Origin of the sequence: Paenibacillus sp. YAF4_2, from assembly GCF_052113225.1 — a bacterium.
In the GTDB taxonomy this organism is placed as follows: Bacteria; Bacillota; Bacilli; order Paenibacillales; family Paenibacillaceae; genus Pristimantibacillus.
On sequence record NZ_JBFRCT010000006.1, the window covers coordinates 308,291 to 323,269 of the forward strand.

The window sequence follows — 14,979 nt, forward strand, 5'->3', positions numbered from 1 at the left end:
AGGTGACTGAATAATAGCCACATTATACATGAATGGTCTATAAACCCAAAATTAATGTAAATTCAACGTTCTATTTAGCAGGGGATTACGACGTGATGTGGAATAGTTTGAAAAGCGATCACTTTGACTTCGAAAAGGTGGAAAATATTCGAATGGACAAGCATGGTCATATAATGAAGCATTCCTTTATGGAATCCATATGGAAGAATATCCCGGACGGGATTGTCGTGATAGATTTGGATGAGAACGTTCTAGACGTAAATCCCGGGTTCGAGGCGCTCCATGGTTGGTCTAGAGAAGAGCTCATTGGCAAGCCCTGTTGTTTTACACCGGTACATCTTCTAGAAGAAAGAAGAATAATGATCGAGAAGGTGAAACAAGGGGAATCTCTGAGAGAGCAGGAAACGTTCAAGCTGCGCAAGGACGGTACATTGGTTTATATTAGCCTTACCATTACCGCCCTAAAGGATGAAAAAGGGCAGCTGATTGGATTAGTTGGCATCGAACGAGATATTTCGGACCGCATTAAGATGGAGGCGTCCTTGTTCGAAGCGGAAAGTTTATATAGTCATTTGGCCGACAGTGCGCTTGCGGGCGTATTCGTCGGGCAGGATGGCCGTATTTTGTATGCGAATCCTTATCTGTCTGCCCTTTATGGGTATACGAATGAAGAGATGCTGCAGGTTGATATGGCTCAGTTGATGATGCCTGGCGAGCTGGAAAAAGTTGTGCGTGATGCAGAGAAAACTTTAATAGAGCAAAAGCAGATCTATTATCATTTTAATATTACTGGGGTGAAGAAGGACGGCTCTCCTGTTCACCTCGAGGGTAACTCCTGCCTGATTTCTTTCCAAGGAAGATCGGCACTGCTTGGCACGGTGCAGGATATTACGGTTAAGAAGCAAAAAGAGCGTTCACTTCGCGATAACGCTAATATGTATCAGCGGATTATCAAGTTCCTTCCTGAGCCGATTGTCTTAATCGACAATGGTGAGATTGTCTATGCAAACAAATTAGCTGTGAAGCTGATTGGCGCAGTAGATGATACCGAGATGGTTGGAAGACCAATTCTCGATTATGTAGACCCGGCATACAGCCGTGACCTTATGGATGTCCTGAACAAGGTTATACATACCGATGATCCGACGATTTTTATTGAGAATAAACTGCTATGCAAGGATGGACAGACCATTGATGTTGAGATGTCGAGCATCCGGATTCATAATTATCGGGGAAAAATGGTCATCTTGACCGTGATTCGGGATTTGACGGATCGTAAGCGTTCAGAGGAGATGCTTGTCCGTTCCGAGAAGCTGTCAGTTATTGGACAGCTGGCGGCAGGAGTTGCTCATGAAATTCGTAATCCGTTAACCGCACTCAAAGGCTTTACCCAGCTGCTCAAATCGAAAGCAGAGGGGAACTCGTTCTATTATGACATTATGACCAACGAGCTTGACCGGATTAATTTTATCGTCAATGAGTTTATGACCCTTGCGAAGCCGCATTTCTCCAAATTTAGTACACGAAGGCTGGATCATATTCTGCATGCGGTAATCTCGATACTCGAGACGCAGGCCATCCTGATGAACGTATCGATCCGTACGGAGTTCGAGAACTGTATTCCGTCCATCTATTGTGATGAGAACCAGTTGAAGCAGGTCTTTATCAATATTATTAAAAATGCGATTGAAGCGATGCCGTTAGGTGGACAAATTACCATTTCAGTGGCTATGGAACCGGATCAAGAGAAGGTACGGCTTACGATTCGTGATGAGGGAATGGGGATTCCGGATACGATTATCCGCCAGATTGGTCAGCCCTTTATTACGACCAAGGAAAAGGGAACAGGGCTAGGCCTGATGATCAGCTCCCGGATTATTGAAGCTCATCGCGGGCTGATGAACATATCGAGTGTTCCTGACGAAGGAACAACAATTGAGATTATTCTGCCGTTAAATATGGAAGAACAATAAATAAAAGGCTGAGCGATTTTACGCTCAGCCTTTTATTTATTGGATAGGAGATACGGACCGGCGGATAATTAATTCCGCGGGCAGGACGATTTTTTTCCAAGGACCGGCTTCCTCTTTGTTCTGAATACGGTCAATTAGCATCTGCATGCCAAGATAACCGAATTGATAGGCTTGCTGCGCGGCAACCGTCATGAACGGATCCACTTCGGAGTAGGGGCCAAAATCATCAAAGCAGACGATCGAGATATCGTCTGGAATTTGGAGACTCCGCTTCCGCAGCAGGCGGATGACCTCGATAGCCAGCACATTATTGCCAGCAACGACCGCTGTTGGGAGCGGTTGAAGCGAATCCAGCCAAGCCTCCATCTCCGACAGATCATTACGAGGCCCGTAGCTCGTCTCGAATACGATTTTCTCGTCGTAGGTGAGTCCATTCAAGATGAGTGCTTCCTTGTAGCCCTCTAGTCGAAGCCTCGCACTGGATATCGTATCCGAACCATTAACGATTGCAATTCGTTGATGCCCTTGCTGCACAAGGTGGTTGACTAACCCCCTAGCGCCTTCCTTGCTATCTCCAAGCACAATATCACATTCCACGCCCGGTACTTCCCGGTCCAGCAGGACAAACGGAATGTTATGCCGCTGCAACGATTCGAGATGGGGCTGAGACGGATCTCCCGCTGGGGCAATCAACACGCCGTCCACGCGAGTCGTCAGAATCGTGTTAATATAATCGGCTTCCTTATCGAGGTTTTCATCACTGTTGCCAAACAGCAGGCGATAGCCGTTTTTAGTTGCAGCATCTTCTGCGCCACGCGACAGCGTTGTATAGAAGGGGTTCGTAATATCGGTAATAAGCAGGAATAAGCTTCGGGTCTGCTGCAGCACAAGGCTGCGGGCCATCTGGTTAGGAACGTAGTTCAATTCCTCCATCACTTTTTTGACTTTTGCCCTCGTCTTTTCACTTATTCTGCCTGTGTTATTGATAACTCTAGAAACGGTCATTGCGGATACATTGGCCTTCTCCGCAATATCATAGATTGTAACCATACACGACTACTCCTCATCGACAATTCATGCTTTTATCTTACAAGAGAAAACGATTGACAGCAACAGTAGGTCTTGCTAAATTAGAGTTATCGGTAACATTTTATATACACTATTCATTCATTTGGAGGGGTATTTATGACGGACATCGCTTATCGCTTTCAGAATGGTTTTCCTAAGATCGGTATACGGCCTACGATAGACGGACGACGCAAGGGAGTTCGCGAATCGCTTGAAGTACAAACGATGAACATGGCAAGATCGGTAGCTAATCTGATTTCAGAACATTTGCGCTATCCGAATGGTGAGCCGGTTGAATGTGTCATTGCAGAATCGACGATTGGCGGTGTGGCAGAAGCTGCTGCATGTGCAAATCAATTTGCCCGTGAGAATGTTGGGGTATCGATAACGGTAACGCCATGCTGGTGTTATGGTACGGAAACAATGGATATGAATGCTTCTATCCCGAATGCGGTATGGGGCTTTAACGGAACCGAACGCCCGGGCGCTGTTTATCTGGCAGCCGTACTCGCGGGTTATGCTCAGAAAGGGATTCCGGCGTTTGGTATATATGGTGAAGAGGTACAGGAATCAACAGATACCACTATTCCTGATGATGTAAGAGGCAAATTGTTGTCGTTTGCGAAAGCTGGTCTTGCTGTAGCCTATATGCGCGGCAAATCCTATCTATCAATGGGCTCGGTGTCCATGGGTATTGCGGGCTCAATTGTAAGCGATTCCTTTTTCCAGGAATACCTTGGTATGCGCACGGAATATATCGATATGTCCGAGTTTGTCCGCCGCTTCGAAGAGCAGATCTATGATCCTGCTGAATTTGAGAAAGCGCTGTCTTGGGTGAAAGAGAACTGCGTGGAAGGACATGACAATAACCCGGCCGCGATTCAAACCTCTCGCGAGAAGAAGGATCAGGATTGGGAGACCGTTGTGAAAATGACAATCATCGCCCGTGACTTGATGATCGGCAACCCTCGTCTCGCGGAGCTTGGATTTGGAGAAGAAGCGATGGGCCATAATGCGGTTGTGTCCGGCTTCCAGGGACAACGGCAATGGACGGATCATTTCCCGAACGGAGATTTCATGGAAGCGATCTTGAACTCATCGTTTGACTGGAACGGAATACGTCCTCCATTTATCGTAGCTACGGAAAATGACAGCTTGAATGGTGTCGTGATGCTGTTTGGTTACCTGCTGACGAATACTCCGCAAATTTTCGCCGATGTGCGGACTTACTGGAGCCCGGCTTCGGTGGAGCGCGTAACGGGGCATAAGCTTGAAGGTCACGCAGCTAATGGCATTTTGCACTTGTTGAACTCGGGCTCAGCAACACTTGATGGCACAGGTGAGCAGCAAATTGACGGCAAGCCTGCGATGAAGCCTTTCTGGGATATTACCGAGAAGGAAGCAGCGGATTGCCTTGCAGCAACCTCTTGGCGGCCAGCCGGCGTTGAATATTTCCGTGGAGGCGGATTCTCCTCCGACTTCTTGTCCCGCGGAGGTATGCCAATGACAATGTCTCGGATCAACTTCGTTAAGGGAGTTGGACCGGTTCTTCAAATCGCCGAAGGCTATTCGGTTGAATTGCCTAGCGACGTTCATGCTAAGCTCGACAACCGGACGGACCCAACCTGGCCAACGACTTGGTTTGCTCCGATTCTGACGGGCAAAGGTGCTTTTACCACGGTTTATGATGTGATGGATAACTGGGGAGCAAATCATGGCTCGATCAGCTTCGGTCATATTGGAGCCGAGTTGATTACGCTCGCTTCGATGCTGCGTATTCCGGTCAATATGCACAATGTGTCGGAAGAAGCTATTTTCCGTCCACGGGCATGGGGATTATTCGGAACTAACGACAAAGAGGCTGCTGATTATCGTGCTTGCTCGAACTTTGGACCATTGTACAAATAAAAAACTTGGGAATTCTGAAATTCTTTTTAGGGGATGAGAGCATTGGAGATTCGGCAGGAGCTTTGCAAATACGCAAGAAAGACAGTTTCTAATAAACTGGTCGTTGGACCCGGCGGCAATATTAGTGCGAAGCATGAAGGAAAGATGTATCTTTCGCCAAGCGGCTTTGCCCTTGATGAGATCGAACCTGAGCAATGGGTAGCGGTTGATATTGAGACAGGTGCGGTGGAGGATAACGGACTCCGTCCTTCTTCTGAGGTGCTGATGCATCTTTATTCTTATCGTGCGAACCCGTCGATTGGCGCTATCGTGCATACGCATCCGCCGTATTGTATCGCTTTTACATTAGTGGAAGAGAATCTTCCGATTATGTTCCCTGACCAAGCGGCACTTGTTGGCAAGACGATCTATATTCCATATGTACTGCCAACTACGGAAAAGCTGGCGGACGCGCTTGCTCCTAAGGTGAATGAAGCGAGCAGCATTTTGCTTGGCAATCATGGACTTGTTACAACTGGACGTAATTTGCGCGAAGCTTATTACCGGACAGAGGTTGTTGAGGAGAGCGCGAAGATTTTCCTTATTGCAAGCCAAGTGAAAGAGCCTAAGGTGCTGACGAAGGAAGAGTTTGAGGAAATTGCCTCACTCGAAAGTGAAGCTTACCGGATTAAGCTGTTTCAGAAGCAGCAATAACAAATGGACGGCGGCTGCCGCTGCAAGAGGAGTGTAACATTTGGTGCAAACAACCGTATTGGCGTTTGATCTAGGAGCGAGCAGCGGCAGAGCGCTGATTGGCCGGCTGATGCTGACGGAGGCCGGAGAGCGCAGGCTGGAAGTGGAGGAGCTTCACCGTTTTCCGAATGTCGCGGTTCAGGTTGGACGTCATCTGCACTGGGATATATTGAGGCTGCTCCAGGAGATGAAGCATGCGCTGCGTAAGGCATTCCAAGCTGGTCATCAGCCCGTCACTTTTGGCGTGGACACTTGGGGAGTGGACTTCGGCCTGCTGGATGCCAATGGGGAACTGCTTGGGAACCCCTATCATTATCGGGATCCTCAGACAGAAGGACTGATTGAAGAAGTCTCTGGTAGGTTTGGTAAAGAGGAGCTTTTTCGTCAGGGTGGACTGCAGTTTATGCCTTTCAACACCGTCTATCAGCTGTATGCGATGAAAAAGGCAGCTTCGCCTAAGCTGGAGGCTGCAAGGACTTTGCTGCTAACACCGGATTTGCTCGTTTATTTATTGACGGGACAACGTGTTTGCGAATTTTCGATGGCGACAACAACGCAGCTTCTACATCCAGAAAGTCGACATTGGAATTCTGATTTGATGGAGCAGCTGGGGATTCCAGTTGAAATGTTTCTTGACCCCATTTATCCGGGAACCCGTATTGGTCCGTTGTCAGAGGAAGTGTGTGAAGAGCTGGGTATACCGTCTGTGGAAGCAGTTGCCGTTGCCACGCATGATACGGAATCGGCAGTGGCGGCTATTCCGGCGAAGGCAGAGCCGTTTGCTTACCTGGTCTGTGGCACATGGTCGCTGGTGGGAACGGAGCTCGATCAGCCACTGCTGTCTGAAGAAGCGATGGCCCTTGAGTTCTCGAATGAGGGCGGTGTAGGGGGCAAATATCAGCTGCTCAAAAACATTATGGGCTTGTGGATTCTGCAAGAATGCAAGCGCGAATGGGATGAGCAGGGGAACGTCTATTCATTTGCAGAATTAGCTGTGATGGCTGAGCGGGAAGAAGCTTTCCGGAGTTTGATTAATCCAGATGACTTGCGTTTCTTCGGACCGTCCAATATGACGGAGAAGGTAAGAGGATACTGCCGCGAGACAGGGCAGCCTGTTCCGATAAGTGAGTCGGCAATGGCACGATGTATTATGGACAGCCTTGCCCTCAAGTATCGAAATGCGCTGGAGCAGATCGAAAAGCTTACGGGAGAGCGCTACAGCGGGATGCATATGGTTGGGGGGGGAATTCAGAACCAGCTGCTATGCCGCCTGACAGCCAATGCGATTGGCCGTCCAGTATGGGCAGGACCGGTAGAAGCTAGCGCGATCGGCAATATGCTGGCGCAATTTATGGCACTGGGAGAATGTGCAGATTTGGAAGAGGCAAGACAATTATCTGCTGCTTCTTTTCCGGTGGAGGTATACGAACCGTCGGAAACGGATGTTTGGAATGTGACCTATGAACGATTCAAGCAGCTGCTGTAGGCTGCATACATGGGAGGACCGTAGCAATGCTGAATGGGATTCCGAAAATCATTTCACCCGAGCTGCTGAAAGTGCTGATGGAGATGGGGCATAGCGATGAGCTTGTGCTTGCTGACGGGAACTTCCCGGCGGCAAGCCATGCGCAGCGTCTCGTCCGCTGCGACGGGCATAGTGTGCCGGAGCTGCTCGACGTAATTCTTCAGCTGTTCCCGCTTGATCAATACGTGGAGAAGCCGGCAGCGCTCATGCAGGTGGTACCCGGAGATCCGGCAGAAACGCCGATCTGGGAACAATATAGATCCATTATTGTGCAGCGCAGCGGGCTTGAGGAGCCGTTCGAGAAAGTGGAGCGATTCGCTTTCTACGAGCGTGCGAAGAAAGCCTACGCGATCGTCGCGACAGGGGAAAGCGCGATCTATGCCAACCTGATTCTGAAAAAAGGCGTCATTAAATAGCTAGCTGCTTCTGCCAAAGCTGTCCGTATGGACAGCTTTTTTTGTTTGGTACCGACACTGGGGCTCGGAGCCAAATAAGTCGCAAAAACCGTACTGCAGAGGGTGTGGCGCGTTGCCGTGGGGTGAAAGTAGCCCAATAAGTCACAAAAACCGTACTACAGAGTGGGGGACGAGTTGCTGTGAGGGAGAAGTAGCCAAATAAGTCGGAAAAACCGTACTGCAGGGGGTGCCACGCATTGACGTGAGGTAGAGGTACCCAAATAAGTCGGAAAAACCGTACTGCAGGGGGTGCCACGCATTGACGTAAGGTAGAGGTACCCAAATAAGTCGCAAAAACCGTACTGCAAAGGGTGTGGCGCGTTACCGTGAGGTGAAAGTAGCAAATAAGTCGGAAAAACCGTACTGCAGAGGGTGTGGCGCGTTACCGTGTGGTGAAAGTAGCTAAATAAGTCGCAAAAACCGTACTACAGAGGGCGTGGCGCGTTGCCGTGGGGTGAAAGTAGCCAAATAAGTCGCAAAAACCGTACTGCAGAGGGTGGGACGAGTTGCTGTGAGGGAGAAGTAGCCAAATAAGTCGCAAAAACCTTGCTGCAGGGGTGGGACGAATTGCTGTGAGGGAGAAGTAGCCAAATAAGTCGGAAAAACCGTACTGCAAAGGTTGTGCCGAATTGGCTTGGGCTAATAAGGGGAGACAGAGGTGGGAGTGTAAATAATTAAAACAGGCAGTGCCGAAATTCGGCACTGCCTGTTTTAATTATTAAGTCGTCTTAAACGTATACGATTTGCGTAAAGCCTCGCGGTTCTTTGAATCAAACACGACGATCTCGATTTTATGGCTGCCAGTTTTTAGCTTATCGGGCTGAATTGAGAAGGTATAAGGATACTGCTGTCGTGTCAGAACGACAGCGTCGTCGAGCTTAATGACCACTTTACTGATGTAAGGGTCATAAGTTTTTACCCATACGATTCCGGTAGCTGGTTTGCCGATAGTGCCCTGATTCGCAAACTTGGATACACTCTTCGTGTAACTGCTGGTTCCTGAGACAACCTTGGACAAGTAATAGGAGTCTTGAATCATCTTGCTGTATGAGCTTAGCAATGCCGGACTCTCCGTCAAGCTGAAGTTATTAAGGCTCCGATCAGCACTATAGGAATCTGTGAGTGTGTTCAAGCTGAACCAGTTGATTGATTTTACCCGAGGGTATTTCAGCTTTGCACCGTGATAGAGCATGTTCATCTTCGTGATCGCAAAATTAACCGTAGATGTATTGCCTGCTTTACTGAAATGGGTAGCGCCAAATTCGCTGACCATAATTGGCTTGCGAGAAGCGTACAGCTTGTACACATAATCGATGGAATCAAGTGGATTCACTTGATCGGCCGGCTCTTTGACGTTGCCATTAAAGTATTTCACGCTGTAGATACTGAGGCCGACCCAATCCACCCAGTCATCCCCCGGATAGTAGGAGGCGATTTTCTGCTTTGGATTGGCAGCAGGTGACCAGACCATCGCTACGTTCGGAGCTTCTTCCTTCATCACTTTTGATACAAGACGGAATTTCTCAATGTACAGCGAAGGGTTACCGTACCACTTCACCCAGCTGCCGTTCATCTCGGAGGCGAATCGCAGAAAGATTGGAACGCCGGCAGATTTCGCATCCTTTGCGAATTTGCGTAAGTATGCATCATCTTTAACTGCGCTTAATCCGTTATCCGGCTGCAGGGCAAGCTGAATGGCTCCGCCTGCTTTCTTGACAGTCTCTGCCCAATGATAAGGAAAGGCACTGCCGTACTTATGGTAGTTGAAATATGCAGCATGCTGCTTGCCTGCAAGCGTATTGAAGGCATTAAACTTGCCATCCTTCTTATCCTCAACACCGTTGTCTTTCTCCACATAAGCACCAATGTACATACCAGACGCTGGCTCAAATTTCGCCAGATTAGAATTCGTTGCAGTCGAAGCGCCAGCCTTCTCCAAATAAAGCTCAATGTTGGTATTCAGCGCATCCGCCTTAGCGAGTACCGCATAATACGTATTCAGATCACCAGACTTCTCGCCAAGAGCCTTATGAATTTTGGCTTCCCGGTAATACGTATCGGCAGCTTTCTGGAACTGGTTGTCCTTGGTATAGCATTCAGCCAGCTTCCGCAAATAACCAGCCTGCTCCGACTGGGCGACCGCCAGCTCAAACTCCTTAATGGCCAGCTTGATTTTGCCTTGATTCATATAGGCAACACCATTCGTATAATGCTTCCAGTGATGGACGGTATCTGCTGCATGAGCGGTTTCGATCGGAGTAAAAGGTTGTGCTGCCAATGTAAGGATTAGTGCAAAAGCGAGAAAATAGCGAAGCCCTCGCCAGCCTTGCTTGCGTGTGATTAACATGTTGTGTTGTCCTCCTTTGGAACGATTATGTATGTCTGGCATGTCTATTACCTTCTAAGTTATCGGTTATGTGGTTGTGAGGATGAATCCCAAGCTGATTTAACGCATGTAAAACAGCACCACCTACCGGGGCAAACTGAGGCTGTATGATTTCAAAACGTTTATTTCTGCCACTCCTCAAGCGCAGCTCCATCCCTTCCTGAAAATACGCACTGTTCAGGACACTTCCGATCAGAGCGACGGGAACGGTATCACTAGAAAAGGCAGGAGCAAGCAGTTCAATGCCTACTTTGATCTGCTCCATCGCATGATCGCATACTTTGCGAGCCAGGTGGCTTCCTGCAGAAGCAGCGTCTGTAATGACCGGAGCCAGTTCTCCAAATACTCGATCGCGTTCTCGCCTATCCTCGGTAAATCCAACCTGAGCTATTTTGTAGAAGGAAGCAAGAGAATCAACACCCCAGTGCTGCAGGATCGCGCTGACCATACCTAAATCCGTCTCCTCTGCTTGTCCGGCTAATACTTCATACACACAATCATAAGCAATGAATCTCGCAGCGCTGGCGGCGTAGTGATAGAAATCATAATTTCGGATAAAATGACCCTCTTCAGTAATCCCGGCTACAGTTGATCCAGTTCCAGATATGGCAATAATGCCAGGCTTCGTCATATGTGCGCCGTAATGAGCGGCTATTGCATCATTAAAATGCCATTTGGGGCAAGTGAGACCTTCCACATCTGTTAACGATTCAACCCATTTCAGATCAGAGGGAGAGTCATACCCGGCTATACCGGCTGCTAGACCATGTACTTGTCCAAGCTGTCGGTCTGCCAGTTGAACTGCTTGGATAATACCTTCATTCACATGGCGCTTTGCTTCCAAATCTTTATGAACTGAAGCGGGGCCAGTATTCACGTAAGAGAGTACTTGTCCTTCCAGATCGCTGACCAAGATGCGGGTTGATGTCCCGCCCCCGTCGATACCAATTACAATACCATCATTGTTGTTCATCAAAGCTGCCTCATCTCTTCCAAGGATTGGCTTCATTATACAGGAGCAACCTTTTTATGGGAATGGCGTCTAAAAGAGGTAAGTTGAATATAGGGGGGCTTTGGAGAATGAAGCTTGCCGCTCTGACAATCGCATTAGTAACAGCACTTACCTTAATTACGGGCTGCAGTATAGAAACGAATAACGAAGAAAAACTGCCGATTTATATGGTGAAAAATGAAGATGGCTTCTCGTTTAAGCTTGATATCCCGGAAGGAGTAAATGGTCTCGTCGTACAGTCGCTGCCAGCACCTCATGATGGTAATATTGTCGCACATCTTGTCCGCCGAATTACAGATGAACCGGATGGCAAACGATTTCAGCTTGATGTCATAATCGTTCAGCCAGACAAGCAACGTTACAAAAATTATTCCGTTGCAGATGTCATCGTAAAGGATGATTATTCGGTTGATTCTATTGCCAGAGCCTACGGGTTTAATTCACAAGATAAGCTTGTTCTTGTCCGGCCGAAGGAGCGGGCCGATCGCAAAGAAAGCGTTCAGTACGATGTTATTTCGCTTAATGTTCATACGGGGAAAATAAAGACGATTGCGGCTGATGCCGTGCCGGATGTCTCTCCGTCCTTTTTTGCGAAGGGCTGGATGAATCAGACGGGTCAGCTATATTTGAACAGCTATTCTGATGGTCGCCTGTGGTCCGTAGATACCGGAAATGGTGAGGTCCGATCAATCAAGGGTGAATTTAATCATGAATGGCCGTTGTATCTTCTTACACCTTCTCCGAATGGAGATCTGCTCTGGCATGAGGAAAAAGACGACCATTTCTCGATGTATGGTCAGGATGGAAAGCTGCTGAAAGTGATTCCCCACACGCTTGGCTATCATTCTTATCCGGCTTTCGAATGGAGCCCGGACAGCCGATATTCAGCATTAGCATTTACATTGAGTGATAACCCGGACAATATATTAGGTGGAGAAGATGCTTATATTATCGCTCCTGAAATGGTTGCAATATATAATCAGAATGGGGATTTTAAATGGGAAGTACAGGCAAAACCCAAAGAAGGATTAACGAATGTGGACTGGAACGGCTGGCTCTCTGAAGAGGGAGAAGGGGTTATATCCTGGTATCGATTGGATCATACAGAAGAGGGAGCGGCTCCTCGCAAGACTGATCTTCAATATGCTTTGGCAGATGTGGCAGCGGGCACGCTGAAGGATCTGCATCCCGCAAAACGTGTGGAGGATTTGAAATCACCGGTACCGGTTGTGAATCGTATTGCTCAGCTCTTACTCATAGACCGAGAAGCGGGATTGTACTGGTCACCTGCAGCTGAACAAGTGAATACATCCATAAAGCTCCTGTCCAAACCTGGAGATCCGAAATTGATATGGGCGACTCGCGATTATACTCTTGGAGAGACAATAATCACTCGTTATAATCCAGCGGATCATTCCACTGTAACGAATGTGTTCAAAGAGCTGCTAGGAGAAGAGCATCAGTTAATTAACGATACAATGGTAGCTGATAACCTTAATTACAGAAGGATTCATTAATCAAAACGGCTAATAGCCTGCCCTCGTTATCCACGATGGCAGGCTATCTTTATGGTAAAGCTGTAAAGGCACTGCATCAGCTTCCGCTGATCACACGTGCTTGTTGTTGTTTGCATATGATTTTGCGTAAGCTGTCCCCGGATAAAAAATAAACCCGCTCAAGGTCAGCGATTGACCGTCCCTTGCAATATTCCGCATAGATCTCATCATTACGATCATTGATCCGCGCTTTCGTGCCGCTAAGCTGTCCCCAGCCTGCACGCTCATCGCTTTGCTTCGGAATGTAAAGCAATTCGCCATCAATATATTGCTGTATTTGCCTAAGCAGAGTGGGGGGAAGCACATCTTTCCCGTTTTTGTAACGCCCCATCGAGGCCCTCCTTCGATATGTGGTTCCATTGGCATTCGTTGGCTTGTTTTGCGTTAAACATGGCTAACCCTCCTCCTTTCATATTTTAAATTGCATGGATTTGAAATGTAATGGAGGGGGAACCGGCTAAGGCTCCCCCTATATGGGACATTCGCTTTAAGCGAATGCCACCTCCTGGATCTGAATCATTGCATTCAGCCTCCTTTCCCGTCAATTCGTCGGCCCGACATCTATATTAACGCATATAAGGAAGGCATCCTGCAAGGACGAAAACGGTTAAATTTGTATTTTCTCACTCAAACAATAACCGCAATGGGTCCGGAACCGGACAGCTCTTACGGGTTTCGGTATCCATAGCAACGCTCGTAATAAGCGCATCCGTACACAGCTCATCGGCAGCATTTAAGATGTACTGCTCCAGAACAAAGCTGGTCCGGCCGACGGATTTGGGGCGGGTGATGACCGTAAGCTGATCTCCCTGCCGGCATTCCTTGCGGTAGTTGATATTAATATTGACCGTGACCGTCTGCACACCAAGTTTTTTCAAGGTGTCATAGTGGAGGTTGGCTGTTTCATACCATTCCTCGCGGCCCCATTCCAGATATTCTAAATATTTAGCGTTATTCACATGTCCGTTCACATCGATCTCAGTAGGGCGGACGATTAGGGATAGTGTCGTTTCCATAACTCTCTCCTTATCGGATTCGGATATACACTATTATAACGCTGCGAAAAATCAGGAACAAACCGTTTCGTTTTTCAGACCAACCGTTTCTAATGCATTCGCCAATATCGAGATCATTTGCTCCACATCATCAGCTGACACAATAAGTGGGGGCATTAACCGAATCGCAGCTTGGTTAGGGGCATTGACGAGAAGCCCCTTTTTAAAGCATTCAGCAGCCAGCATGGGAGCTGAGCCCTCCGGTACATCAAACGCCAGAAGCAGCCCTTTGCCACGAACTTGGCTGATAGGGTATTCCGTAGACAGACCAGTGAGCTTCTCTTTAATCAACTCGCCTTGCAGAGCAGCGTTGTCTGCCAGCCCAAGTCTTATAATCTCACTTACTACCGCATGACCAGCCGCCATACCTAGTGGTGCAGCACTGTAAGTGCCGCCTTGATCACCCGGATCGAACAGATCAAATTCAGCTGTAGTCAGCATAGCAGACAGAGGGAAGCCGCTGCCGATCCCTTTTGCTAAGGTCATCACATCCGGCTTTATGCCGTAATGCTCATAAGCGAACAGCTTGCCTGTTCTTCCAAGCCCGGTCTGTACTTCATCGAAGATCAGCATAATATTGTAAATGTCGCATGCTTTGCGCAGTGCCTGCAGATAAGGTCCGTCGACGGCATGAACGCCGCCTTCTCCCTGGACGAGCTCCAGCATAATTGCACAGGTGCGGTCACTAATGGCTGCAAAACAGGCGTCAAAATCGTTTATAGGAACATGGATGAAGCCGGGAACTTTTGGCTCGAATAAAGGTTTAAATGCCTCTTTACCCGTGGCAGACATCATCGCCAATGATCTTCCGTGGAAGCTGTTGGTCAATGTAATAATCTCATAGGCGCCATTCAAATGGAGAGCACCATGCTTACGGGCCAGTTTAATGGCGCTTTCGTTTGCTTCTGCACCGCTGCTTGCAAAGAATACTTTGTCAAAGCCTGAAACTTCCGTGAGGAGGTCCGCAAATTCAACCATAGGTTTGTTGTAGAAACCTGGGCTCGCATGAACTAACTGACCGCTTTGATAAGTCAGTGCCTCCTGCAGTACAGCAGGGGAATGTCCTAGACTCGTCACCGCCCAGCCCCCGATAAAGTCCAAGTAGCACTTGTCGTCGGTATCCCATAGATACATACCTTCCCCGCGGGTCATGACTACTTCAGGGCGGTTAGCTGTATAAAGCAGCGATTGCTTGGCAGATGCGAGCAAGCTGTCGGTCGTTTTGTTCATGGTTTGCATGTTGTTATCGAACCTCCATATCCAATATGATGTGAATTAATATACAATATAGTGAATAATAATACAACAA

12 protein-coding genes are annotated in these 14,979 nt (G+C 48.1%); 6 read left to right on the plus strand and 6 right to left on the minus strand.

Annotated features, from left to right (window positions below; translation table 11 throughout):
* Positions 1-95 precede the first annotated feature (95 nt).
* Positions 96-1,973 carry a PAS domain S-box protein gene (locus tag AB4Y93_RS16545; protein ID WP_441893952.1) on the plus strand — a complete coding sequence of 626 codons (1,878 nt, stop codon included), beginning with the start codon at positions 96-98 and terminating at the stop codon, positions 1,971-1,973.
* A 36-nt stretch (positions 1,974-2,009) separates the two neighbouring features.
* Here AB4Y93_RS16545 and AB4Y93_RS16550 read toward each other — a convergent pair whose 3' ends face one another.
* Positions 2,010-3,023 (minus strand): LacI family DNA-binding transcriptional regulator, encoded by a 1,014-nt coding sequence (locus AB4Y93_RS16550; RefSeq protein ID WP_441893781.1) that lies wholly within the window; start codon positions 3,021-3,023, stop codon positions 2,010-2,012.
* Between the two features lie 135 nt (positions 3,024-3,158).
* Between AB4Y93_RS16550 and AB4Y93_RS16555 the strand changes: the two genes are divergently transcribed.
* From AB4Y93_RS16555 to AB4Y93_RS16570, 4 genes are all read left to right on the plus strand, one after another.
* Positions 3,159-4,949 (plus strand): L-fucose isomerase, encoded by a 1,791-nt coding sequence (locus AB4Y93_RS16555; protein ID WP_441893782.1) that lies wholly within the window; start codon positions 3,159-3,161, stop codon positions 4,947-4,949.
* Positions 4,950-4,982: 33 nt separating this feature from the next.
* Entirely contained in the window at positions 4,983-5,642 is a 660-nt protein-coding gene (locus tag AB4Y93_RS16560) for a class II aldolase/adducin family protein (RefSeq protein ID WP_441893784.1), read from the plus strand.
* A gap of 109 nt (positions 5,643-5,751) precedes the next feature.
* On the plus strand, positions 5,752-7,167 hold the full coding sequence (locus AB4Y93_RS16565; protein ID WP_441893954.1) for a rhamnulokinase: 1,416 nt from the start codon (positions 5,752-5,754) through the stop codon (positions 7,165-7,167).
* Positions 7,168-7,193: 26 nt separating this feature from the next.
* Positions 7,194-7,622, plus strand: a complete 429-nt coding sequence (locus AB4Y93_RS16570; RefSeq protein ID WP_441893786.1) for an RbsD/FucU family protein — start codon at positions 7,194-7,196, stop codon at positions 7,620-7,622.
* A gap of 757 nt (positions 7,623-8,379) precedes the next feature.
* Here the strand turns inward: AB4Y93_RS16570 and AB4Y93_RS16575 are convergent.
* Both AB4Y93_RS16575 and AB4Y93_RS16580 read right to left on the minus strand, forming a co-directional pair.
* Positions 8,380-10,008 (minus strand): glycosyl hydrolase, encoded by a 1,629-nt coding sequence (locus AB4Y93_RS16575; RefSeq protein WP_441893788.1) that lies wholly within the window; start codon positions 10,006-10,008, stop codon positions 8,380-8,382.
* A 25-nt stretch (positions 10,009-10,033) separates the two neighbouring features.
* Positions 10,034-11,020, minus strand: a complete 987-nt coding sequence (locus AB4Y93_RS16580; protein ID WP_441893790.1) for an N-acetylglucosamine kinase — start codon at positions 11,018-11,020, stop codon at positions 10,034-10,036.
* Between the two features lie 107 nt (positions 11,021-11,127).
* Between AB4Y93_RS16580 and AB4Y93_RS16585 the strand changes: the two genes are divergently transcribed.
* Complete coding sequence (locus AB4Y93_RS16585; RefSeq protein WP_441893792.1) at positions 11,128-12,576, plus strand: TolB family protein; 1,449 nt, start codon at positions 11,128-11,130, stop codon at positions 12,574-12,576.
* A gap of 76 nt (positions 12,577-12,652) precedes the next feature.
* On the opposite strand, the gene AB4Y93_RS16590 is transcribed toward AB4Y93_RS16585, so the two are convergent.
* The 3 genes from AB4Y93_RS16590 to AB4Y93_RS16600 form a co-directional block, all read right to left on the minus strand.
* On the minus strand, positions 12,653-12,946 hold the full coding sequence (locus AB4Y93_RS16590) for a CD3324 family protein (protein WP_167282244.1): 294 nt from the start codon (positions 12,944-12,946) through the stop codon (positions 12,653-12,655).
* A 292-nt stretch (positions 12,947-13,238) separates the two neighbouring features.
* On the minus strand, positions 13,239-13,631 hold the full coding sequence (locus AB4Y93_RS16595; RefSeq protein ID WP_441893794.1) for an acyl-CoA thioesterase: 393 nt from the start codon (positions 13,629-13,631) through the stop codon (positions 13,239-13,241).
* A gap of 51 nt (positions 13,632-13,682) precedes the next feature.
* Entirely contained in the window at positions 13,683-14,909 is a 1,227-nt protein-coding gene (locus AB4Y93_RS16600; protein ID WP_441893796.1) for an aspartate aminotransferase family protein, read from the minus strand.
* Positions 14,910-14,979 lie beyond the last annotated feature (70 nt).

What these genes read in the sequence shown, in the direction of transcription:
- AB4Y93_RS16575 (WP_441893788.1), bottom strand. Translation starts at nt 10,008, where the DNA reads ATGTTAATCACACGCAAGCAAGGCTGGCGAGGGCTTCGCTATTTTCTC.
- AB4Y93_RS16580 (WP_441893790.1), bottom strand. Translation starts at nt 11,020, where the DNA reads ATGAACAACAATGATGGTATTGTAATTGGTATCGACGGGGGCGGGACA.
- AB4Y93_RS16555 (WP_441893782.1), top strand. Translation starts at nt 3,159, where the DNA reads ATGACGGACATCGCTTATCGCTTTCAGAATGGTTTTCCTAAGATCGGT.
- AB4Y93_RS16565 (WP_441893954.1), top strand. Translation starts at nt 5,752, where the DNA reads ATGCTGACGGAGGCCGGAGAGCGCAGGCTGGAAGTGGAGGAGCTTCAC.
- AB4Y93_RS16590 (WP_167282244.1), bottom strand. Translation starts at nt 12,946, where the DNA reads ATGGGGCGTTACAAAAACGGGAAAGATGTGCTTCCCCCCACTCTGCTT.
- AB4Y93_RS16550 (WP_441893781.1), bottom strand. Translation starts at nt 3,023, where the DNA reads ATGGTTACAATCTATGATATTGCGGAGAAGGCCAATGTATCCGCAATG.
- AB4Y93_RS16545 (WP_441893952.1), top strand. Translation starts at nt 96, where the DNA reads ATGTGGAATAGTTTGAAAAGCGATCACTTTGACTTCGAAAAGGTGGAA.
- AB4Y93_RS16585 (WP_441893792.1), top strand. Translation starts at nt 11,128, where the DNA reads ATGAAGCTTGCCGCTCTGACAATCGCATTAGTAACAGCACTTACCTTA.
- AB4Y93_RS16595 (WP_441893794.1), bottom strand. Translation starts at nt 13,631, where the DNA reads ATGGAAACGACACTATCCCTAATCGTCCGCCCTACTGAGATCGATGTG.
- AB4Y93_RS16560 (WP_441893784.1), top strand. Translation starts at nt 4,983, where the DNA reads ATGAGAGCATTGGAGATTCGGCAGGAGCTTTGCAAATACGCAAGAAAG.
- AB4Y93_RS16600 (WP_441893796.1), bottom strand. Translation starts at nt 14,909, where the DNA reads ATGCAAACCATGAACAAAACGACCGACAGCTTGCTCGCATCTGCCAAG.
- AB4Y93_RS16570 (WP_441893786.1), top strand. Translation starts at nt 7,194, where the DNA reads ATGCTGAATGGGATTCCGAAAATCATTTCACCCGAGCTGCTGAAAGTG.